17 protein-coding genes are annotated in these 21,309 nt (G+C 56.8%); 13 read left to right on the forward strand and 4 right to left on the reverse strand.

Features of this window, described 5'->3' with window-relative positions:
• The first annotated feature begins 176 nt into the window (after positions 1 to 176).
• A complete protein-coding gene (locus CDA63_RS17365) occupies positions 177 to 1,136 on the forward strand; it encodes a toxin-antitoxin system YwqK family antitoxin (RefSeq protein WP_126546920.1) in 960 nt (319 codons plus the stop codon).
• Between the two features lie 169 nt (positions 1,137 to 1,305).
• Here the strand turns inward: CDA63_RS17365 and CDA63_RS17370 are convergent, their stop codons facing one another.
• A complete protein-coding gene (locus CDA63_RS17370) occupies positions 1,306 to 1,665 on the reverse strand; it encodes a YraN family protein (protein WP_088465732.1) in 360 nt (119 codons plus the stop codon).
• A gap of 286 nt (positions 1,666 to 1,951) precedes the next feature.
• Between CDA63_RS17370 and lipB the strand changes: the two genes are divergently transcribed.
• The 10 genes from lipB (at position 1,952) to porN (ending at position 12,272) form a co-directional block, all read left to right on the forward strand.
• Complete coding sequence (gene lipB, locus CDA63_RS17375) at positions 1,952 to 2,779, forward strand: lipoyl(octanoyl) transferase LipB (RefSeq protein WP_088465733.1); 828 nt, start codon at positions 1,952 to 1,954, stop codon at positions 2,777 to 2,779.
• Positions 2,776 to 3,195 (forward strand): hypothetical protein, encoded by a 420-nt coding sequence (locus CDA63_RS17380; RefSeq protein WP_088465734.1) that lies wholly within the window; start codon positions 2,776 to 2,778, stop codon positions 3,193 to 3,195. Before lipB ends, CDA63_RS17380 begins: the two co-directional genes overlap by 4 nt.
• 61 nt (positions 3,196 to 3,256) lie before the next feature.
• Positions 3,257 to 4,324: an MraY family glycosyltransferase gene (locus CDA63_RS17385; protein WP_242434727.1), complete on the forward strand. Its 1,068-nt coding sequence runs from the start codon at positions 3,257 to 3,259 to the stop codon at positions 4,322 to 4,324.
• A gap of 13 nt (positions 4,325 to 4,337) precedes the next feature.
• Positions 4,338 to 5,516 (forward strand): DUF4271 domain-containing protein, encoded by a 1,179-nt coding sequence (locus tag CDA63_RS17390; protein ID WP_088465736.1) that lies wholly within the window; start codon positions 4,338 to 4,340, stop codon positions 5,514 to 5,516.
• A 77-nt stretch (positions 5,517 to 5,593) separates the two neighbouring features.
• Entirely contained in the window at positions 5,594 to 6,421 is an 828-nt protein-coding gene (locus CDA63_RS17395; protein WP_088465737.1) for a uroporphyrinogen-III synthase, read from the forward strand.
• A gap of 142 nt (positions 6,422 to 6,563) precedes the next feature.
• Entirely contained in the window at positions 6,564 to 7,556 is a 993-nt protein-coding gene (locus CDA63_RS17400; RefSeq protein ID WP_088465738.1) for a PorP/SprF family type IX secretion system membrane protein, read from the forward strand.
• Positions 7,557 to 7,791: 235 nt separating this feature from the next.
• Positions 7,792 to 8,802, forward strand: a complete 1,011-nt coding sequence (gene porK, locus CDA63_RS17405) for a T9SS ring complex lipoprotein PorK/GldK (RefSeq protein ID WP_088465739.1) — start codon at positions 7,792 to 7,794, stop codon at positions 8,800 to 8,802.
• A gap of 69 nt (positions 8,803 to 8,871) precedes the next feature.
• On the forward strand, positions 8,872 to 9,681 hold the full coding sequence (porL, locus tag CDA63_RS17410) for a type IX secretion system motor protein PorL/GldL (protein WP_088465740.1): 810 nt from the start codon (positions 8,872 to 8,874) through the stop codon (positions 9,679 to 9,681).
• Between the two features lie 59 nt (positions 9,682 to 9,740).
• Entirely contained in the window at positions 9,741 to 11,321 is a 1,581-nt protein-coding gene (gene porM / locus CDA63_RS17415; RefSeq protein ID WP_088465741.1) for a type IX secretion system motor protein PorM/GldM, read from the forward strand.
• 84 nt (positions 11,322 to 11,405) lie between these two features.
• Positions 11,406 to 12,272 carry a type IX secretion system ring subunit PorN/GldN gene (gene porN / locus CDA63_RS17420; RefSeq protein ID WP_088465742.1) on the forward strand — a complete coding sequence of 289 codons (867 nt, stop codon included), beginning with the start codon at positions 11,406 to 11,408 and terminating at the stop codon, positions 12,270 to 12,272.
• 99 nt (positions 12,273 to 12,371) lie between these two features.
• On the opposite strand, the gene uvrC is transcribed toward porN, so the two are convergent.
• The 3 genes from uvrC to porW all read right to left on the reverse strand — a co-directional run bounded on the left by uvrC (position 12,372) and on the right by porW (position 20,097).
• A complete protein-coding gene (uvrC, locus tag CDA63_RS17425) occupies positions 12,372 to 14,183 on the reverse strand; it encodes an excinuclease ABC subunit UvrC (RefSeq protein WP_088465743.1) in 1,812 nt (603 codons plus the stop codon).
• 235 nt (positions 14,184 to 14,418) lie between these two features.
• Positions 14,419 to 16,767 (reverse strand): transglycosylase domain-containing protein, encoded by a 2,349-nt coding sequence (locus tag CDA63_RS17430; RefSeq protein WP_242434730.1) that lies wholly within the window; start codon positions 16,765 to 16,767, stop codon positions 14,419 to 14,421.
• A gap of 138 nt (positions 16,768 to 16,905) precedes the next feature.
• Positions 16,906 to 20,097, reverse strand: a complete 3,192-nt coding sequence (porW, locus tag CDA63_RS17435; RefSeq protein WP_126546921.1) for a type IX secretion system periplasmic lipoprotein PorW/SprE — start codon at positions 20,095 to 20,097, stop codon at positions 16,906 to 16,908.
• Positions 20,098 to 20,306: 209 nt separating this feature from the next.
• Here porW and CDA63_RS21660 point away from each other — a divergent pair, with 209 nt between their 5' ends.
• Positions 20,307 to 20,555 (forward strand): AtpZ/AtpI family protein, encoded by a 249-nt coding sequence (locus CDA63_RS21660; RefSeq protein ID WP_088465745.1) that lies wholly within the window; start codon positions 20,307 to 20,309, stop codon positions 20,553 to 20,555.
• Between the two features lie 313 nt (positions 20,556 to 20,868).
• Complete coding sequence (locus tag CDA63_RS17450; RefSeq protein ID WP_088465747.1) at positions 20,869 to 21,276, forward strand: hypothetical protein; 408 nt, start codon at positions 20,869 to 20,871, stop codon at positions 21,274 to 21,276.
• The last annotated feature ends 33 nt before the right edge of the window (positions 21,277 to 21,309 follow it).

Consider the following 21,309-nt stretch of genomic DNA (forward strand, 5'->3'; position numbering starts at 1 on the left):
GGCCTCACGCCACATGAATTTGTGTGTGCCCAGTGGCAGAAAAACCCCGTTAACTTTACCCATGACCCGACCCACCTCACGCTGGGACTATACACCTAGGGCCCGGTTTGGCTGCCTTCGGGTACTAAATCCCTTTATCTTTACGTTCCTTGCTCTGAATTTTGCCCAACTCGCTAATGCGTCTGTTTCGTTTGTACTGCCTGCTGGCCACGCTACTACTGGCTGGGGCCTGCTCCAAAAAAACAGTTTCCTTCAACAGCAGGCCCGAGGCCCCCGAAGCCCTGGCCGCCGCCACCGATAGCCTAACTCAGTTGGCCGATACCGCTGCCTCACCCATGGCCAAGCGCGTCGCCATGACCAAGGAGCAGGAGCAAGCCGCCAGAGCTAAAGAGCGAGCCGCCCAGCGCAAGCCTAAAAAGAAGAAGAATATTTTCCTGGGCCAGCCCATCAAGAAGGGCTACACCAAGTCGGGCCCCAAGGGCAAGCGACAGGAAATCGAGATTTTCTATTACCTCAAAAACTTCCAGCAGCCTGACCCGCTGGCCCCGGCCGTGTACTATTACAATCCGCGTAAGCGGAAGGTGTTTAAGGCCAGCGACGAGCTTAACCCCGCTACCGATAAGGTGATGCACGGGCCGTACAAAAAGCTGAAAGGTGGTAAAGTGATTGAGACGGGCTATTTCGCCTATGGCACCCGGCACTTGCGCTGGGAAAAATTCGCGGCCGACAATACGCTGCTCGGTAAGATGCACTACGAGATGGGCTTTCCCCGCGACGCCAACATCACGTACTACGATGCCGACCGCAAGCAGCTCAAGGAGGTAATACCATACCTCAATGGCGAAATGGAAGGCGACTACGTGCGCTACCTGGCCAACGGCAAGCGCGAGTGGGACGGCCAGTTCGAAAACGGCCGGCGGATAGGAGAGTGGGTGAACTATTGGGGCTTCCGCAACCTCAAAGACCGCCGCCATTATGTGTACGCCTACGGCGAATCGGGCTACGACCCCGAAGTGCAGGAACCGGTATTACTTAAAGAGTACAACCGTAACGGCGTACTCATCTATGAGAAGGATAAGCTCGATAACCGCGACCAGGTTGAGAAAACGCGCCCTGGAGCCCGCTACCGAAAGTAAGCAGCGCGAACGACCTGGGAGTACCATTCCTCATTATGGAGTTTGCGGATGGCGGATGTAGCGCGAAGCGCCAGCTTCGCGTATTGTTGCTGACGGTCAAAGCTCACCGAAACGTGCAGCTGGAGCTTCGTGCTATAAGCCTACGAACCCCTTTTGAGTGGGTCTGAGGTTAGTAAAACGCGTCCTCGAAATGCTCGATGCGTAAGCCTTGGGTGGTAGGGCTGAGGGCCAGGATGTCGAAGCGGATGTCGCCGTTCCAGTCCATTGTTTCCTGCAAGTGGGTGGCAGCCAACCGCAGCCGCTGGCGTTGGGGCTCAGTTACGAATTCCTCGGGATGCCCGTAGCGGGATGAGGAGCGGGCCTTCACTTCCACGAACACCAATAATTCGGGCCCAAGCTGCATAATCAGGTCTACTTCGGCGCGGCGGAAACGGTAGTTGCGGTGCAGCAGTTCGTAGCCTCGGGCCAGCAGATAGTGCAGGGCGGCCGTCTCGCCTTCGTGGCCGAGCTGGTGGGCAGAGTTGGACATGTTGCGGGCAAAAACCCTGACCCGACGGCCGGAAAGATAGGACCATAAGCGGGCACCGGACGGTGCCGGGCCGATGAAATCTAGTACCTTTGACTGTCTTTTGAAAGCTGTTGCGACTCTTAGTTTTAAGGCTGCGGCTTTGTGCTGCCGCTCTCGGTAGTTTGTCAGGGGTTTTACTGCTGACTCAAAAGGCTTAGATTGCTGAATGAAGGCCACTGTTTTGCCTTTTTTCGGCGGCCCCAATCAACTGCTTGCCCAACGCGAATAGACTTTACTCAAGCCATCCATGACCACCACCTATTCTGCCTGTGCGCTGTCTGCCTCCGCTACGGAGCCGTTGCCCGCCGAGGTGGTAGCGGCCACTGCTGCACCCACTGCGGGCCAAAACCGGCAGGTGCAGGTGCAAAAGTTGGGGCTGGTGGAGTACAAGGCGGCTTGGGAGCTGCAGGAGGAGCTGATGGCCGCTACACTAGCCGCAAAAACCCGAAACCGGCAAGCCATCGAAGCAGGCCTGTTGCCCGAACCTACCCCCAACCATCTGCTACTCTGCGAGCACCCGCCCGTGTACACGCTTGGTAAGAGCGGTAAACCCGAGCATCTGCTGCTCGATGAGGTCGGGCTGGTGGCCCACGGAGCCACGTTTCACTGCATCAACCGTGGCGGCGATATCACGTTCCATGGTCCAGGTCAGTTGGTGGGCTACCCGCTCTTCGACCTCGATAACTTTTTTACCGACATCCACCGCTATCTACGTCTGCTCGAAGAGGCCGTCATTCTTACACTGGCCGACTACGATTTAGCGGCCGGCCGCATTGCCGGCCTAACGGGCGTATGGCTCGACTTTGAGGCCAGCGCGCTCAACCCGCGCAAAATATGTGCCTTGGGCGTGAAATGCAGCCGGTGGGTAACCATGCACGGCTTCGCGCTCAACGTAAACACCGACCTAACGTATTTTGGCCACATTGTGCCCTGCGGCATTACCGATAAAGCCGTGACCTCGCTCCGGCAGGAGCTGGGCCGGACTGTGCCGGTAGCCGAGGTGCAGGAGCGCCTGCTACTGCACTTGGCGCGCCTGTTCGGGGCCGAATTGCAGACTGAACCCGCCGTCCGATGAAAAGAGATATTGCTTTCCGCCCCGTCGAGGGCGTCGCCATCGCCATAGTTCCCGACGAACAGGCCGCTACGGCTACCCCGGAGCAGCCGGGCTGGCAGGTGTACCTGCTCAACGACAACGACGAGCCGCTCGATAACGTGTTGGTTAGCTCCAACGGGTACGGCACCGGCCCGGCAGGCGAGCCTATCCGCACCTCCACATTGCGGCACAGCCTGCCCCAGGTACCGCCCCGATCCGCATCTCCCATCGAGGCCATCGACCCCGCTGTATTTCACTTGCACAACCAGTACTGGGTTAGCTATTATCTAGGCGGCCAGGTTTTTGATAAGAAATTCATCTTCGCTCCCGAATCAATTGGAGTCGATCAGTTGATGATGATTCCCCTGATCGATCAGGCGGGGGTGTTGCACAGCTAACTGTCTTTTTGCCTTTTTATTGCGTCCCTGGGCGCGTTTTTACCACAAGAGCCGACCCGCAATGAATGCACTCGGAATTCAGTTGGGCCTGTCCTCCCTGTGGGCGTTTCTGGTGGCGATGTTTGCCGTCCCGTCCATTATCTACATCGCCCACCTGAAAAATATGCTTGATACGCCTAACGTGCGGACCGTGCATGAGTCGCTGACTCCCCGCCTTGGAGGAGTGGCTGTTTTCGCGGGCTTTATGTCGGCCCTCACCATCTTCGCCCCACTCAACAATGGGGTGCAACAACTGCTAGCCGGTTGCATCATCCTGTTTTTTGTGGGGCTGAAGGATGATCTGGTGAGCATTTCGGTAGCTAAAAAGTTCGTTGGCCAGCTGTTGGCCACGGGCGTCGTCATGATTATGGCCGACGTGCGCATAACCAGCTTCCAGGGTATTCTGGGCATTGAAGAGCTACCCATCGGTATCAGTTACGCTTTTACATTTTTCGCCATCGTGGGCATTACCAACGCCATCAACCTCATTGATGGCCTCGATGGCTTGGCCGGCTCCATTGTGCTCATCATCGTGAGTACCTTCGGTTACTACTTCTACCAGTACGGCGGACCGGGCTATCAGAATTACGCCTTTGTGGCCGTGTGCGTGGTGGGTGGTATCATGGGCTTTCTGCGCTACAACTTTCATCGGGCTAGTATTTTCATGGGAGACACTGGCTCACTGGTTTGCGGCTTTATTGTCTCGATTCTCACTATTCAGTTTATTGAGATGGGCCTGACGGTGGGGCAGCCCTTCGGTTCGGCGGCCCCGGCTGTGGCGCTGGGCATCTTGTTTGTGCCGCTGTTCGATACATTGCGCGTTTTCATTGTGCGTATGATGGCCGGCCGCTCCCCCTTCTCGCCCGATAAAAACCACGTCCACCACCGGATTCTGGCCATGGGTTTCCAGCAGATCAGCACCGTCATGCTGTTGGGCCTGCTCAATGTGGTGGTGATATTGTTGGTGATTAACTTCGCCTACCTGGGTAATCTGGTTTTGATTGGGCTGCTGGTAGGATTATCGCTGATTCTGAGCCTGTTTTTGGGCGTTTACCACAGCCGGGCCGAACGGCAGCGGGTAGCCTCGTAACCTAGCTCGGGCAGTGCGTAACCGTTTCCATTTCCGGATTCTGAGCCTGCTCTGGCTGTTATGGCTGCTGCCATTAGCGGCGTCTGCGGTCGACTACCGCCCGCTGGCGCCCAAGCCCCGCGCCGGCCTCACCTCCGACTGGCTGATTCAGGATGTGGCCCGCAACCGCCTCGTGCTCTACCTGCCCGACTATCATGCGCCTGTGCATGCCTATTATCAGTGGTTGTCGGTGCGGCCCGGCCAGCCAGTGCGCATCAGTTTCACGGCCCGCGAAAAGCTAAGCCTGTTTCTAGATAACCGGCTCGTGTTCACGGCCAGTTCCCCGGCTTCTTACACTCTCGATTTGGCGGCGTTGCTACCGGCTGGAAGCAATGCCGGTCCGCACCTGCTTTGCGTATGGCACCCCGACGTGCTACCCAATCTGGCTTCTTTCCAGAATGCCCCCGACGTTTTGAAAGCCCCCGCCGGTACGGTAGCCCCACTGCCACTACGGGCCCAACCCCGGCCCCAGGGCCACCAGGGACAGAACGTATTTGTAGGGTTTCTGCTAGTGTTGGGCCTCGGCTACGGCAGTTTGCGAGCTACGTACCAGCCCGGCTTCACCCGCATCTACCAGCTCGAAGGGTTGTGGGGTAAAGCCTCCGCCGAGCAGGACTTCCTGGCCAAGCCCACCCTTACGTGGCTTAACCTGCTGCTGGTACTACTCTTTGCTCTCTCGTTTGCCCTGCTGCTGGTCGCCATCCATACCAATATTCAGAACATCGTGATTCTGCGCCGGCTCTTCGACGTAGCCGAATCGACCATTGTCGTGAAGGTGCTGCTCTACACCGGGCTCGTGGCGGGGTTCGTGCTGGGTAAATACCTGTTTCTGGAGTTAATGGGTTACATTTTTGATGTAACTGAGTTGGTCACGATTCAGTACCGGGAATTCATCCGCACCATCCTGTTTATGGGCTTGTTTCTGCCGATGGTAATGCTCTTGTATCTGGGGCTGAACCAGCGCCTGCCCGAAACGGTTTTATGGGTATCCAACGGCGTGGTTTCCTTGCTGTTGGTAGGCACCGTCTGGCGCGTAGCTCGCACGCTGCACCGCAAAAACTCGCTCCTCAATCTGCATTTGTTTTCGTACCTTTGCGCCACGGAAGTCATTCCATTGATCATTTTGCTCAAACTCATCGTTTTTACCTACTGACCTGCTCTTTAGCGCTTTGCCTGTCTCCTCGTAACGCCCTCCTATTGCTTTAGATTTTACCCTTTTTTTCCTACCCAATGGCCGACACTAAAGACCAACCGGGAACGGGCCGTCACGCCAACCGCATTGCCACCATCCTGGTCAGCCAACCCCAGCCAACCAACGATGTATCTCCTTACTTTTCCATCGCGGATAAGTATGGCATCAAAGTAGATTTTCGCGAGTTTATAGAGGTGCAACCGGTATCCTATAAGGAATTCCGCAAAGAACGGGTCAACATTCTCGAGCACACGGCCGTTATTTTTACCAGCCGCAATGCCGTCGACCACTTTTTTCGCATCTGTCAGGAGTCGAAAATAGAGATGCCCGCCGAGATGAAATATTTCTGCATCTCGGAGCAGACCGCTAACTACCTGCAGAAGTACATCGTGTTGCGCAAGCGCAAGCTATTCGTAGGCCAGCGTACGGCCGCCGACATGTTCGATGTCATTCGCAAGCATAAGGGCGAGACGTTCCTGTATCCTTGCTCCGATATCCGCAAAGACGATATTCCGGAGTTCATGCGCGCCAACAATTTCAAGTTCACGGAGGCTGTCATTTACCGCACCGTAGCTAGCGACTTGTCGGACCTGACCGATGTAAAGTACGACTGCATCGCCTTTTTTAGTCCTTCCGGCATCAGTTCGCTGTTCATCAATTTCCCTGGTTTCGAGCAGAACGGTACCCGCATCGCCGCTTTCGGCCCTACTACGGCCAAAGCGGTAATAGATGCTGGCCTGTTCCTCGACATTGAGGCTCCCCAGCCCAATGCACCATCCATGACCGGTGCCATTGAGGCATATATCCGTCTGCATCATGGATCGGCTACCGCCAGCGAGGCTACTGCCAAGAAGGCCAGCAAGTAAACTACTAGTTTATAATAGAAAGAAGAGCTGCTCCGTAGCTCTTCTTTCGTGCTTCTAATTGAATTGATCGGGGTGGTTTTTTCGTTACATTTGAAGATGTAGGCCCATTGTATCATCCGGGGCTTAATCACGGCTGATTCCTATGAAGAACTATCTATTTGGTATTGGCGCTTTGCTATTGGCTGGACAAGCAATGGCGCAACAGCAACCCCAGTTCAGTCATTACGGCTTCAATGGCCTAAACCTGAACCCAGCTTATTCGGGCATCAAGGGCTACGGCGAAATCACTGCTATCGGCCGGATTCAGTACTTCGGTTACAACGCCACCTTTGATGATGGTGGCTCTCCTGCTACGGCTTCGCTCACGGCCTCGCTGCCGGTACCGGTACTAGCTGGCGGCATCGGCATCGGCATCTACCGCGACCGAATTGCCCAGCTCAATACGACCAACGTGCAGCTCTCTTACTCCCGCCACCTAAAATTAGGTGAGGGCACACTCGGGCTAGGTGTGCAGGGTATTTTCAATAACATCTATCAGGGAACGTACCGCGCCAACGACGAAACTGATATTTTCGTACCCAAAGAGGGCTCCGATGGTAAGCTGGACATGGGCGCGGGTGTATGGTACGAGGCGCCTAAATTTTATTTAGGGCTCAGCGCCAATAATTTACTGCGCTCTGGCTACCGGTTTAGTAGCCAAGTGCAGGGTAGTGGTAAAACGGCTCAGTATTTGATTGAGAATCATGCCTATCTGACGGGCGGTTACAATATTGACCTCAATTCTTCCGTTATTTTAACGCCGACGGCGTTGGTAAAAGTAGTATTGCCGGGAAAATTTAGTGACAACGACAAACTAGCGCTTCGTAATACGTCGTATGAAGTAGGTATGCGTGCCACGTTCAACGACCGTTTTTGGGGAGGGTTGGGGTACCGGTCGCAGGATGCGTTTACGGCCCTGGGCGGAATATCTTTCGCCAAAGACAATGCGTTGCGGTTGGGATTAGCCTATGACATAATTGCATTTGGCCAAGATGCTAAAGCGGCGAGTTCTTTCGAAATCATGTTGGGCTATCGGCTGCCCAAGCCGAGTATGGCTATCCGTCCGGCTATCCGTACGCCGCGTTATAGCTTCTAACAGGCCCTTTTTTGCAGCTTTTAGCTGCGTTGCCGCGCCGGAAAACCGGTTAGCGAACTTGCTGATAGATTTAATGCCCCCAGTTCGGTGTTTAACCGGCTGATTCATTAGTTGGTAGACAAATAAGCGGCATTAGCCGGATTGCTTGCGTACAAACGGATGATTCACTAGATTTGTCAGCCCGAAAAATTGTAATCTTTGGATATCACCCCTCGGTCGTCTTTTTTCTTTCCACATGAATAAGTTTCTCATATTTCCCTTGGTTGCATTCTCGACGCTCCTGCTGGGGTCGTGTGGTTTCAGCAAAGGACCCAGCGGCGACCTAGTAGGGGCGGAGGACCGGCCGGAATTCAACCCGCAGGAAGTGCCTTACGGCATGGCACCCTGCCCCGGCGGTACCTTCCACATGGGCCAGACCGACCAGGATATCTCGGCTTCGATGGTCAACATGAACAAGCAGGTGACTATCGCCGGCTTTTACATGGACGAAACCGAAATTACCAACAACGAGTACCGGCAGTTCATGAACGCCATCCGCCAGGACTCGATTGACGTGTTGGGTGAGGAGTACGTGATGACCGAGCTCTACCCAGACACTACGGTGTGGGTTCGCGACTTCACTTACCATATGGGCGACCCGCTCATGGAGTACTACTACACCCACCCCGCCTTCGACGACTACCCGGTAGTAGGTGTGGATTGGTTCGCTGCCAAGTATTTCTGCAACTGGCGCACCAAAAATAAAAACCTCGCAAACGACGAGGCGGGCTTGGCCCCGACGCCTAACTTCCGCCTGCCCTCCGAGGCCGAGTGGGAGTACGCCGCCCGTGGTGGCCGCGACTTGGCAACCTATCCTTGGGGCGGCCCATATCTGCGCAACTCCAATGGTTGCCTACTGGCCAACTTCAAACCCGGCCGCGGCGACTATGCTTCCGATGGTTATGCTTATACGGCCCCAGTGGGTGAGTTCTTTCCCAACGACTTCGGCCTCTACGATATGTCGGGTAACGTGTCTGAGTGGTGTGATGATGCTTACATGGAAGCCTCGGTGCCGGTAGTTTGGGATATGAACCCAACCAACCCCGACGATAATGAGCCCCGCAAAGTAGTGCGCGGCGGTTCTTGGAAAGACATTGCGTTCTTCCTCGAAACCGGTACTCGTAACTACGAATACCAGGATTCGGCCCGCTCTTACATTGGTTTCCGCACGGCCATGATCCAGATTGGATCGGGAACCGGCCGCTAGGCTCCCTTTCCTCCCGCACGTTTCTCTTTAAATTATTACCACAACAACTCTTTCCAACACCACAATCACATGGCAGCTAAAGGCGGTAGTTTTCTGTACGATGTGTTGATGCCCAAAATCTATGGCATCGGCGCAGCAGTCGTAATCGTAGGAGCATTGTTTAAAATTCAGCACTGGGAAGGCGCCAGCGAAATGCTGATCGTTGGTTTGGGTACGGAGGCCGTAATCTTCTTCCTGAGCGCGTTCCAACCTACTTCTAAGGAGGTTGATTGGTCGATGGTTTACCCCGAGCTTAGCGAAGGTTACGACCCCTCGACCGGCAACTCCAGCTTCCTGCAGCAGGACAATGGTGGCACGGGCCTGACCCGCAAGCTCGACGACATGCTGAAGGATGCCAACGTAACACCCGAAGCTATTACGTCGCTGGGCCAGGGCCTCAACCGCCTGAGCACCACTACCCAGCAGCTCGCCGGCCTCGGCGATGCTACCAACGCTACCGACGAGTATACGACCAAAGTTCGTTCAGCTGCCCAGTCGCTGGAGCGCATCAACGAATCGTACTCGAAGACGGCTGATGCGATGAGCACGATGGCCGACGCCACCGCCGACGCTGGTGCTTATCAGCTACAGGTGCAGAACGTGACCAAGAATCTGGGTGCGCTCAATGCTGTGTACGAGATGGAGTTGCAGGATGCAAATTCCCACCTCAAGTCCATGAACCAGTTCTACGGGACGCTGGCCCAGGCCATGCAGAATCTGACCGAAGCCGGCAAAGAAACCGACCAGTTCAAGACTGAGGTAACCAACCTGACCACCAATCTGGGGTCGCTGAACCGGGTGTACGGCAATATGCTGAACGCCATGCGCGCTGGTAGCTAAGGCTGCGCTTAGGCAATAGGTTTAGATATAATTCCACAGCATAGCAACAGGCAGATACGATGGCGGGAGGTAAAGAAACTCCACGGCAGAAGATGATCGGGATGATGTACCTGGTACTCACCGCGCTTCTAGCCTTGCAGGTAAATTCAGCAATTCTACTCAAATTCAAGTTTCTCGACGACAGCCTCTCTTCCATCAACGGGAAAGTATCGAAGGCCAACGACGGCACGGTAAAAGGCATTCAGGCCGCGGTTGAGAAAAACCGTAACCAAGCCAAGGACCTGGCCGTGCTCAAGCAGAGCCAAGAGGTACGGGAGCGGACTAAGGAAACTATTGGTTATTTGGCTTCGGTACGGGACCAGTTGCTCACTAAAACCGAGAACAAAGGCAAGAACGAGTTCAAGAACATGAGCGCCGAGGATAAAGTGGCGGAACTCATGCTTGGCGCCAATAAAGACGGCGTGGGCTACAAGATGAAAGGAGAGCTGAACAAGTACTCCGATTATATCAAGAACATCATTCCCGGCGTTTCGCCGTTGGCCCTCGACGCCGGCGACGATCCGATGGTAGTGGATAAGGAGCAGAAGAACAAGAATTTTGCCCAGCTCAACTTTGAGAATACTCCGGTAGTAGCGGCCTTGGCCATTCTCTCCCAAAAGGAGGCCGAAGTGCTCAAATATGAGTCGGATGCTTTGAACGCACTGGCCCAGAAAGTGGGTGGTTCGGTTATCGTATTCGACAAAATTGGAGCCTTCGCCAGTGCTGAGTCGAATACCGTGGCCGCTGGTACCAAGTACAAAGGCGAGTTGTTCCTGACGGCTTCAGCCTCGGGGCTCAACCCGAGCATGACCCTGAACGGTTCGCCACTGTCGGTAGGACCGGATGGTAAAGGCAAGGTGGAGTTCACTGCCCGCCCAGGCAACTTCGATAAGGATGGCAACGCTAAGTCTACTTGGACAGGTACTATCCGCTTCAAGCAGAACGGCCGCGACACGACCTTCAAAGTAAGCGTGCCTTACACCGTGACCAAGCCCGTTATGCAGATTCAGTCGGCCTCTATTCAGGCCCTGTATTTCCGTTGTGGCAACAAGCTAAGCGTAAACGTGCCTGCACTTGGCGCTCAGTACGATCCAAGCTTCTCAGCCACTGGAGCTGCTACCATTAAGGGTGCTACCAAAGGTGAAGTAACACTGGTACCTAACGCCAGCGAAGTAACCCTGAGCGTGAGCAGCGGGGGCAACCCCATTGGTTCGCAGAAATTCGAAGTTCGCCGCATTCCTAAGCCCGACATTCAGTGCTGGGTAGGTGGCCGACCCGCTAACGAAAAGCAGGGCACTCCCATTACGGCCGTGCGTAATATGAACCTGAAAGCCATTCCGGATGCCAGCTTCGCTACTTTCCTGCCCGATGACGCCCGCTTCCGGGTATCGCGCTACGAGGTAACGTTGGTGCGCGGCAAGCGCCCGGCTATTCCGGCCATCCCAGTTAGCGGCCCCAACGCCGACCTGAGCTCCGTAGTAAACGCAGCTCGCGAAGGTGACCGTCTCTACATCGAAGTGAAAGGCGTACAGCGCCAGAACTTCCAGGGCAACGTGGAAGACGTACAAGTGTCGAAGGTGTTCAATATTCCGCTGCTCTAAGCGTTGGAACGGTAATTGGTAGTTGGTGTTAGGATATTCTACTGTCCGACCACCAACTACTTACGACCAACTAATTTACCTGGTATGAACAAATTCCTTTCCTTCGCCGCTTTGGCGGCCGGCCTCACGCTGTCGGTGGCAGCTTCGGCTCAGGAGCAAGCCACCACCGCGAGCAGTAACGGCTCATACCGCCCGATCCCAAATTCGGACATTATGTTCCGCAAAACGATCTGGCGGGCTATTGACCTGCGCGAGAAGCAGAACAAGCCCATGTTTTCCGAGGGTAGGGAAATCAGCCGTATCATTCTGGAAGCCGTGAAGCGCGGTGAGTTACAAGCTTACCGCAATGACTCGCTTACGAGCACGCTTTCGGCTAAGGAAGTATCCGGCAATATGTCGTACCAGGAAGCTGCAGCTGGCCTAAGCGACGAGGAAAAAGCTGCTGGTTTCTCCGAGGACACCGGCGACGATTGGGGTGCCCCAAAAAAGGGTAAGACTGCTAATGCTGCCCCCGCCGCTCCACCGAGCTACGAGTACCGCCCCAAGGACGTCTACCAGATGGAATTGAAGGAGGATATGATCTTCGACAAAAAACGGTCGCGGATGTATCACGACATCAAAGCCCTTACCTTGCTGGTCCCTTCGACGCTGGGTGCCAACGTTTCGGGTATTGAACGGCCGATTGGTAGCTTCAAGTACAGCGACTTGGTTCGTGTGTTCCGGGCTAATCCGGACAAGGCTATCTGGTTTAACCCCCAGAACGATGCCCAGCACAAGAACCTAGCCGATGCTTTTGAGCTGTGGTTGTTCAACTCCTACATCGTGAAAGTATCGAACCCTAACGATTCGCGCCTCGACGAGGTATATGGCAGCCAGCAGCAGGGCATTCTTGCCTCGCAACAAGCGGCAGCTGACCTAATCGAGTATGAGTACAACTTGTGGTCATTCTAAGCTGTTAATCACAGCTTCGTTCTGAATCGCAACACCCCAAAAAGTAACAGGCCCCGACCAAATCTGGTTGGGGCCTGTTGCTTTTTGGGGTGTTGCGCCTTATACCGCCGCGTCGGTTTGGGCGAAGTAGTCGATCAGGATGCGGGCTTTGGCTTTGCCGACTTCGGTGACCAACTCGGCTTCGGAGAGCTCCTTGATTTTTTTAACTGACTTGAACTTAGTCAGTAGCTTGTCAGCCGTAACAGGGCCGAGGCCTTTGACGTCGGTGAGTTCGGTTTTGAGCGTGCCCGCGTCGCGGCGGTTGCGGTGGAAGGTAATGCCGAAACGGTGCACCTCGTCGCGCATGCGTTGGAACAGGCGTAGGCCTTCGCTCTTCTTGTCGATGTAGAGTGGGAGCGGATCGTTGGGAACATAGATTTCTTCGAGGCGCTTAGCAATGCCGATGACGGCCATCTGGCCCCATAGGCCCAGATCCTTGATGGCCTTCACGGCCATGCTGAGCTGCCCCTTGCCACCGTCGACAATCACGAGTTGAGGCAGGCTGGCACCTTCGTCGGTGAGGCGGCGGTAGCGGCGGCTAACGACTTCGTACATCGAGTCGAAGTCGTTGGGGCCGATAACGGTTTTGATGTGGTAGTGGCGGTACTCCTTCTTGCTGGGCCGGGCGTTACGGAAGCACACCATGGCGGCTACCGGGTTATCGCCTTGGAAGTTGGAGTTGTCGAAGCACTCGATGTGCTTAGGCAGCTCAGTAAGGCGCAAGTCTTTCTTGATGGTTTCCATAATGCGCACCTCGTTGAGGTCCTTGCTCCGGTCGTTCATGCTTTCCTTTTCCTTGCGTAGGTAGAGCACGTTTTTGAGGCTCAGTTCCAGCAGCTTGCGCTTGTCGCCGATCTGGGGTTGAGCTACTGTAACGCCGGGCAACGGCAGGGGCGGCAAGGCCACGTTGGTCAGTATTTCCTTCGACTCGCTCTCGAACTCCTCGCGCATCCGCATCACCAGCGGGGCCAGTATCTCGTCGTCGGGCTCGTCGAGCTTCTTCTGCACCTCCACCGACTGCGTAAGTACAATGCTGCCGTTCATCACTTTGAGGTAGCTGATAAAGGCCGCCTTCTCGTTGGAGGCAATGGCGAACACGTCGATGTTCGTCAGGTTGGCGTTGACGATGGTGCTCTTGCTCTGGAACTCGTCGAGCTTGTCGAGCTTCACCTTGAACTGGTGGGCCAACTCGTACTGCTGCTCCTGGGCCGCCTGGGCCATCCGGTCGCGGAAGTACTGCTTGGGCAGGCGCAGGTCGCCGTTGAGAATCTGCCGGATCTGCTGGATGTACTGGTTGTAGGTCTCTTCGTCCTGGTGGCCCTCACAGGGGCCTTTGCAGTTGCCGATATGGTACTCCAGGCACACCTTGAACTTGCCGGCCTCGATGTTAGCCTGCGAGAGGTTGTAGGTGCAGGTGCGCAGCGGGTACAGCGCCCGAATCAGCTCCAGCAGCAGGTTCATGCCCGTCACGTTGGCGTAGGGGCCGTAGTAGTGGCCGTCACCGGGGCGCTTGGTTCGGGTGGGTATCAGGCGCGGGAACCGCTCGTTGGTCAGCAGCAGGTAGGGGTACGTCTTGCCATCTTTGAGCAGGATGTTGTACTTGGGCTGGTGCTGCTTGATGAGGTTGTTTTCGAGCAGAAACGCATCCGACTCCGAATCCACGATGGTGAACTCGATGCGCCGGATATTCTTGACCAGCTGCTGGGTTTTCTTGTTATGGTCCTGCTTGGTGAAGTAGCTGCTGACCCGCTTGCGCAGGTCGATGGCCTTGCCCACGTAGATGATAGTTTCCTCATCGCCAAAATACTTGTATACCCCCGGACGATGGGGCAACTGGCGGATTTGGTCTTGCAGCTCGGGAGAGGCGGCCATAAATAATCACTGATTTTCGCTGATTCTTCAGCGGATTACGCAAATTGTGGGTGGTGGCAAGGAATGCAGTTCAAGCTACGATTCCTGTTCATTGGAAGATACGCAGGGAAAGAAGTCCGCAATACATCTTCTAAAGTTGAATCAAAATGTCAACAAAAAATGTGGCCAGGATGTCCCGGCCACATTCCGTAAAAAATCAATCTGATAAGCGCAAAATCAGCGCAAATCTGTGATGTTAGATGTCCTCGCCCCTTAGGTCATCCAGCTTGATCTGTTGGAGCTTCTGGTCACTGGGGATAGTGTCGCGCTGGCCCATACCGCCGTAGTAGCGCGAGCAGTCGGTTTCGATGGTGAGTGTGGCGGGTTTGGGGAAGGGGCCGGTGTTGATGTCGAGGCTTTTGTCGGCGTACACCTTCTTCATGAACAGGCCGTAGATGGGCAGCGCCATGCGCGAGCCTTGGCCGTAGTAGCCGTTGCGGAAGTGGATGCTGCGGTCTTCGCCGCCCACCCACATGCCACACACTAGGTCGGGCGTGAGGCCCATGAACCAGCCGTCGGAGTAGTTGTTGGTGGTACCGGTTTTGGCTCCCATCTCATACGGAAACTTGAAGCCGCCTTTCAGGATGATGCTCGTGCCGCCGCGCTCCTCGGTGGCGCCGCGCAGCATGTAGGTCATCAGATAGGCAGTTTCCTCGCTTAGCGCCTCGCGGGTCTGGGGCACGAATTCGCGCAGCACATTACCGTTCTTATCCTCGATGCGCGTTACCATCACCGGCGATGTCCAGACGCCCTTGTTTACGAACGTGCCGTAGGCGCCTACCATCTCGTAAACGCTTACATCGGAGGAGCCGAAGCCCACGGCCGGTACCGCGTCGATGGGGGAGGTGATGCCCATGCGTTTGGCGTAGCTGACCACCGTTTCGGGACCGAGCTTCTTCACCAGCCAAGCCGTAATCGAGTTCATGGAGCGCGCCAGGGCCTGCCGGATGGTGTAGTTACGGCCCGAGAAGGTGCCCTCGAAGTTGCGGGGCGTGTAAGCGGGGCGGCCGGCTTCGGCCGGGAAGGTGGTGGCCACGTCGGGACGCTGGTAGCAGGGCGAGTAGCCCTGGTCGATAGCGGCTGTGTACACGAAGGGCTTGAAAGTAGAGCCCGGCTGGCGCTTGCCCTGCTTTACGTGGTCGTACTTGAGGTAGCGGTAGTCGACGCCGCCTACCCAGGCCTTTATGCGGCCGTTGAGCGGGTTCATGGCCAGAAAACCGGCCCGTAGCAGCCGCTTATAGTAGGCCAGCGAGTCCATCGGCGACATCGTGACTTCCTTCTCGTGGTTGGGCGAGGTCCAGCTGAAGACCTTCATCGGGTACTTCTTGTTGAGGTAGTACTTCACCGAATCGGGCTGGTCGGGGAAGCGGCCTGTGAGCGAGCGGTAGCGGCCGGTACGCTTGAGCGAGCTGTTCAGGAAGCCCGGAATTACCCGCCCGCTTTCGTCGCGCCAGGGCTGTTGGCCTTTCCATTGCTGGTCGAACCACTTTTGCTGGAGCTTCATGTGCTCGGCCACGGCCGACTCGGCGTACTTCTGCATTCGCGAGTCGATGGTGGTGTAAATTTTCAGGCCGTCGGAGTAGAGGTCGTGGTCGGTTTCTTTGGCCCACTGGCGTAATTCCTTGCTCACCTCCACCCGGAAGTAAGGCGCGATACCTTCGTTCTGGTTCTCGACCTGGTAATCGAGCTTCATGGGCTGGATGGTATCGGCCTGAAGCTGCTGGGCATCGAGGTAACCGTACTTGTTCATCTGGCGTAGCACCCAGTTGCGGCGCGCCCGGGAGCGGGCCGGGTTGAACTTGGGGCTGAAGCGCGAGGGGGCGTTGAGTACACCCACCAGCGTAGCCGCCTCGGCCCGGCTTAGCTTCATCGGCTTTTTGCCAAAGAAGGTTTTGGCCGCCGTGTTGATGCCAAAGGCATTAGAGCCGTAGTCGTTGGTATTCAGATACATGCGCAGTATTTCGCGCTTGGTGTAGCTGCGTTCCAGCCGAATCGCCAGAATCCACTCTTTGGTTTTGGTGACGAACATCCGCACGCCCGGCACATCGTTGAGAATGCCATCGTTGAGGTCGTCGCGGGTGCGGAACAGCACTTTGGCCAACTGCTGAGTGAGGGTAGAGCCGCCGCCGCCGCTACCGCCCGTGAGCAAACCGGCCGCCACCCGGCCGGTGGCCTTGGGGTCGATGCCAGAGTGTTCCTCGAAGCGGGCATCCTCGGTGGCAATTAAGGCGTCTACGAGGTGCTGAGGCAGGTCTTCGTACTCGGCAGGCGTCCGGTTCTCGCGGAAATATTTGCCCATCATCACGTTGTCGGCCGAATATATCTCGGAGGCCAGCTCACTGCGCGGGTTTTCCAACGACTTCAGGTTGGGCATGCGGCCGAACAGGTTCAGGAAGTTCGCACTTACGGCCAGCACGTACAACACCACCCCGGCCAGACCCAGCGCAAACAGCACCCACAACAAGCGGGCCCAGCCGGTATAGCGCCCGGGCCGGTTGGTTTTACCATGGCCTGCATTCGTCTTTTTAGTGGCGGAGTAAGCCATTGTTCGAATTAAAAATCAAAAAGTAAAAGTGAGAAATCGAAAGCGGAGAGGCGGCTTTCTAGGCTCAAAAGCCAGAATACGGCCCAAATACGCAGGCTTCACCAACAGCAGCCCTCAGCGCTCAATTTTCAATTGACATTAACGGTAGTTCTGCTCGTAGAAGCGCTGGTAATCGTCGAGTTTACCTTGCTCCACTAATACCGGCACATTGTCAATGCCTACAATCAGGGTTTGGTAACCCGCCCCGCGCAGCTTGCTCAGCGGCGATTGGGGGCTGCGCAGCTTCAGGGCGTAGCTTTGCGCGATTTTGGCGTTGTCCAGCGCCTCCACGATAACCAGTTCGCCCCCACCGCCGGGCAATGTCTGCCGACGCACCAGCAGCTGGCTCGATTTGTAGAACCGGCCGTTGTAAGCTCCCAGCTGGGTTACGAGGTCATCGGGTGTCAGAGCTGCGTCGGGCGTTAGGGCAATAATAACGGTGTGCTTGCTGGCTACATCGGCCTTGTAGGGCGAAACCGGCACCGGCGGTACCGGCGCGGTTGGCGTTGGGGGCGCTGGCAAAGCAGGCGAATTCGTGGTCGGAGCCGGTGCGGGTGTTGCGGGCGTAGGCGCGGGTGTCACCGGGTCGGGGGCAGTCGGGTCGGTAGGTTCTGCCACCGATTTGGCTGGCTTCTTCTTGGAAGCGGCGGGTGTTTTCTGGCCCCGGGCGCGGGCCTGGGCGGCAGCTCGCCGGGCCGCCAGAGCTTCTTCCTCGGGCGTAAGCGGCGCAACTGGTGCGGGCTCAGGCGCCGGCTCGGCCGAAACTGGGGCAACTTTATCGAGCACGGCCGGCTGGGTGGGCGTTGGGGACGGGGAAGTGGCCGCCGGAGTAGCCGGAACGGTCGCCGCCGGAGCCGGCGTTATGGGCGGGCTTACGGATAGCGGGCGGGCGGCGGGCTGGGCGCTGTACTGCATCCGGTTGGCACGCGGGTCGACTTCGCCGGGCCGGAAAACCGATATTCCGGGCTTGGCGGTGCTGGCGAGGGCTCCCGTAATCTGGCCCTGTTCGTATTTCTGGTAGGTTTCGAGCAGAATGGCGGCCTTGCTGGCCAGCGGACTTTCGGGGTAGTCCTTATAGAATTTCTCCACCGTGGCTTTGGCCGTCAGTGGGGGCTGGGTCCGAATCGTGAGCAACGTATTCAGGTAGGCTACCTGGTCGTTGAGGTCGTTTTCGGGGTACTGCTGGCGGGCCTGATCGAGGGTAATGCCCGACTTCTTAAAGTCTTGGCGCTTATAGGCTGCAAAGGCCGTATCGACCAACACGGCCACCTTGGCGTTGGCAATGGAAGTGCGCCGCAGGTACTCCGGGTCGGCCACCAGGCGGGCGTACGACGAGTTGGGGAACGTCTGCCGCAGCCGGTTGGCGTACTCCTCGGCCGGGCCGGGTTGGCCGCGCTCCTTGGCAATCAGGTACAAAATGTAGAGCGTTTCGGGCGTGTGCGTTCCTTGCGGATAACGACGCAGCAGCGTTTCGTAGGTTTCAATGGCCTGCTCGGGTTCGCGTAATTGCTGGTTATAGATGCCGCCCAACGCATAAAGCGCCTCTTGGGTCTGGGTAGCCGAAACCTGAAGCTGGGCCGGGCTGAGCGGGATATTGAGGCGGTACTGCTCCACCAGCGTCTGGCGCTCGGCTGCCGGGTCGATGGCGGCTGCGGCAGGCTGCTCCAGGCCGTTGACTACTGTGTTGCCGTTGCCGGCGATGCTCACCGGTACGTTGCCGCCCTGGGGCGTTACGGGCGAGTTGCTGGCCTGCGTTACGGTGCGCCAGTTGTCCTGGAGTGGCCGGTCGCCCCATTTCCGAATGAAGTCGTTGCGGGCCGTGCTCAGGGCTGTAGGGTTATCGAAGTACCACTTGGCCCCGGTGTTACCGTCCAGGAAATCGTCGGAGCTGATGTTGGGTTGCAGGTCGCGGCCCGGTGCCAGGCCCACGGCGGTTTGCAGCTGCTGTTGCTGGCGTTCCTGCTCCTTGGCCTGGCGGGCGGCCAGCAGCTCGGCCTGGCGCTGACGTTCGGCCAGCTCGGCCTCGGCGTAACCCGTGAGGCGGGCCGTTAGCTCATCCGGTCCGAGGCGGGCCAGAGCCTGGAGGCTGTCCTGGTTTTCTACGATGATGAGCTGCTGGGTGAAGTCTTTAAGAATACCAGCCCGCTCGGCCACGGCCTCATACTGGGGTACCGTGCGCGACATGGTCTGCACCGTGCTGTCGTAGTAGGCGGCCGCCAAGCGGTATTTCTGGAAGTTCTCGTAGTAGATGCGGCCCTTCAGCAGGTAGGCATACGACTGCTGATTCTTGGTAGCCTTAGGCGTACGCACCGATTTTTCCAGTAGCGCAAGGGCCTCCGGGTAGTGCTGCTGCCGGTATTCGAGCCGGCCCATCTCGTAGAAAATCTTGTCGGTGTACTCCTTGTTGTTGGGGTCTTTGAGCAGCTTAGCGAAGTACTTATCGAGGCGGGCGCGGTCGTTTTGGTTGAGGTCCGACACTTGCCCAAGCATCAGCTTACTGAAAAAGTCCAGCTCGTAGGGCGGGTTCTTTTTCAGAATTTGATTCAGCTCGGCGTACGCCTTTTTATCGTCGCCCTGGGCCTGGTACAGCTGGGCCAGAATGTAGCGGCTGCGCGACTGCTCGTTCTTGGGCTCAATGTAAGTAATAGCCTTTTCCAGGTTCTCAATAGCCAGTTTAGGCTCGCCTACGCGCTGGTAGTACTCCGACCGGGTCAGGAACAGGGCGCGGGCATTGCGCTCGGTACCGGTTTCCTTATCGAGGATGTTCGACACAGCCAGCACATTGTCCAGCTCATCGAGGGCCAGGAAGGTGCGCATAAGCCAGATGAGGGCCTCATGGCGGGCGTTGGGGTCTTGGCTGGTGCTGTTAACGTACTTAAACGTCTTGGCCGCGTCCTCGAACTCGCGCTTGTAGTAGCGGGCTTTGCCGATGAGGATGTAACTGTCGTCGGTCCAGTCGGAGCTCGGGCGGTACTGCACCGGCAGCGAGGCCTTCTTCACGATGTCGTCCATGTCGGCCGCCACGCGGGTGGCGGTGGCCTCATCAACGGTTGGAAACAGGGGCAGCACCCGGTTGTAGTCGTTGACGCGGGCCTTGTCGAGGGTCAGCTCGGTCGTCTTCATCTTCTCACGCGCCAGGAAGTAGGCGTTGTCGCGGGCCACTACGTTGTCGTAGGTACGGCCCACCAGTGAGCGGCGCTCCGAGGCGCAGCCGCCCACGGCGGCGGCCAGCAGCGCGGCGACTACGGGTGCGGCAAGGGCGCGTAAAAGCAGGGAGTTGGTCGTCGTCAAAGCGGCAGAAAAGCTCAGGGCGAAAAATAGGGTCCGGACGGAAAACATCCGCCGCCCGCCGAATCGTTCGGAGGCCGGTTTTTCAGGAACGTCGCAAGCTGAGTAAAAGTACGGGTTTCTCCCCGGACGCCGTCGGGCCGGTTGAGGCCGACAATGGTTGGTAAGCCGCGAAGCCGTAATTTTGCCCTCCCCACCACTATCCCGCCCCCATGTCCAGCCTCCTACCCGATTCCGGCTCCCCCAAGCCCGATGCCGACTCCGACCGCCTGCGTACCGTCGCCCGCTACTCCGGCATCGGGGCGCAGATGGCAGCCACCATCGGCCTCAGCACCTGGGCCGGCTACTGGCTTGACCAGCATTTCCAGAGCAAAACGCCCTGGTTCACGCTCGGCCTGATGCTACTGGGGCTGTTTGCGGCCCTCTACAACGTGATTCGGGCCGTGAGTAAGGGGGAGTAAATATGAGTGGCTATCCAACTTCCATCTCTATTGCTGACTTAGAGCAGTTGTTACTCCAGAGCCTAGCCGCACTGAAAAGCCAATACGGTGAGCAGGGACAAATTGAGTTGGAGCATGATTTCTATTGGGATATTTCTGATGACCAACGCTATGCGATATACCAAGAGCCTCAGGGGTTTACCATAGGTCAGCTGAGTGAGGACTCCCAAATAATAAGGGAGAGTCAGGAAAGAGGCATTATTGGGTTCGACTTACTCAAAGCAGCTCACTTGCTACGCTACATTGGCCATACGCACCCAATTTTATAGTTGACGTGAAACCCTTCCTCAAACAATACCTGCTCTTCAGCTTACTCGTCGGCTTCGTGCTGTACGCGCTTTACAGCCAGTTCGGGAGTCAGATCGTGCATCCGTTCACGCCCTACACGTTTGCCTTCTTCTTTGTGCTCACGCTGGTGCTCTACCGAATGATGGAGCGGTTGTTACGAGCCAGCCCCGACAACTTTCTGGTGGCCTATTTCGGGGCCATGGTTGCCCGGCTGCTTTTATCGCTCACGCTGGTGCTGGTGTACCTTTTGCGGGGGGGCGGCCACGAAGGCAATGCCCGTTGGGCCTTCCTCGGAAGCTTCTTCATCCTCTATTTTCTCTTCGCTGGGTTTGAAGTATGGGCCGTTCTGAGTAACTTGCGCCCGTTTTCAAAACGGGGCGAAATCACAGAATGAAGATTTTGTGAGTAAATCCCTAAGCCACTCTGA

Source organism: Hymenobacter amundsenii (assembly GCF_002204745.1).
GTDB classification, from domain to species: Bacteria; Bacteroidota; Bacteroidia; order Cytophagales; family Hymenobacteraceae; genus Hymenobacter; species Hymenobacter amundsenii.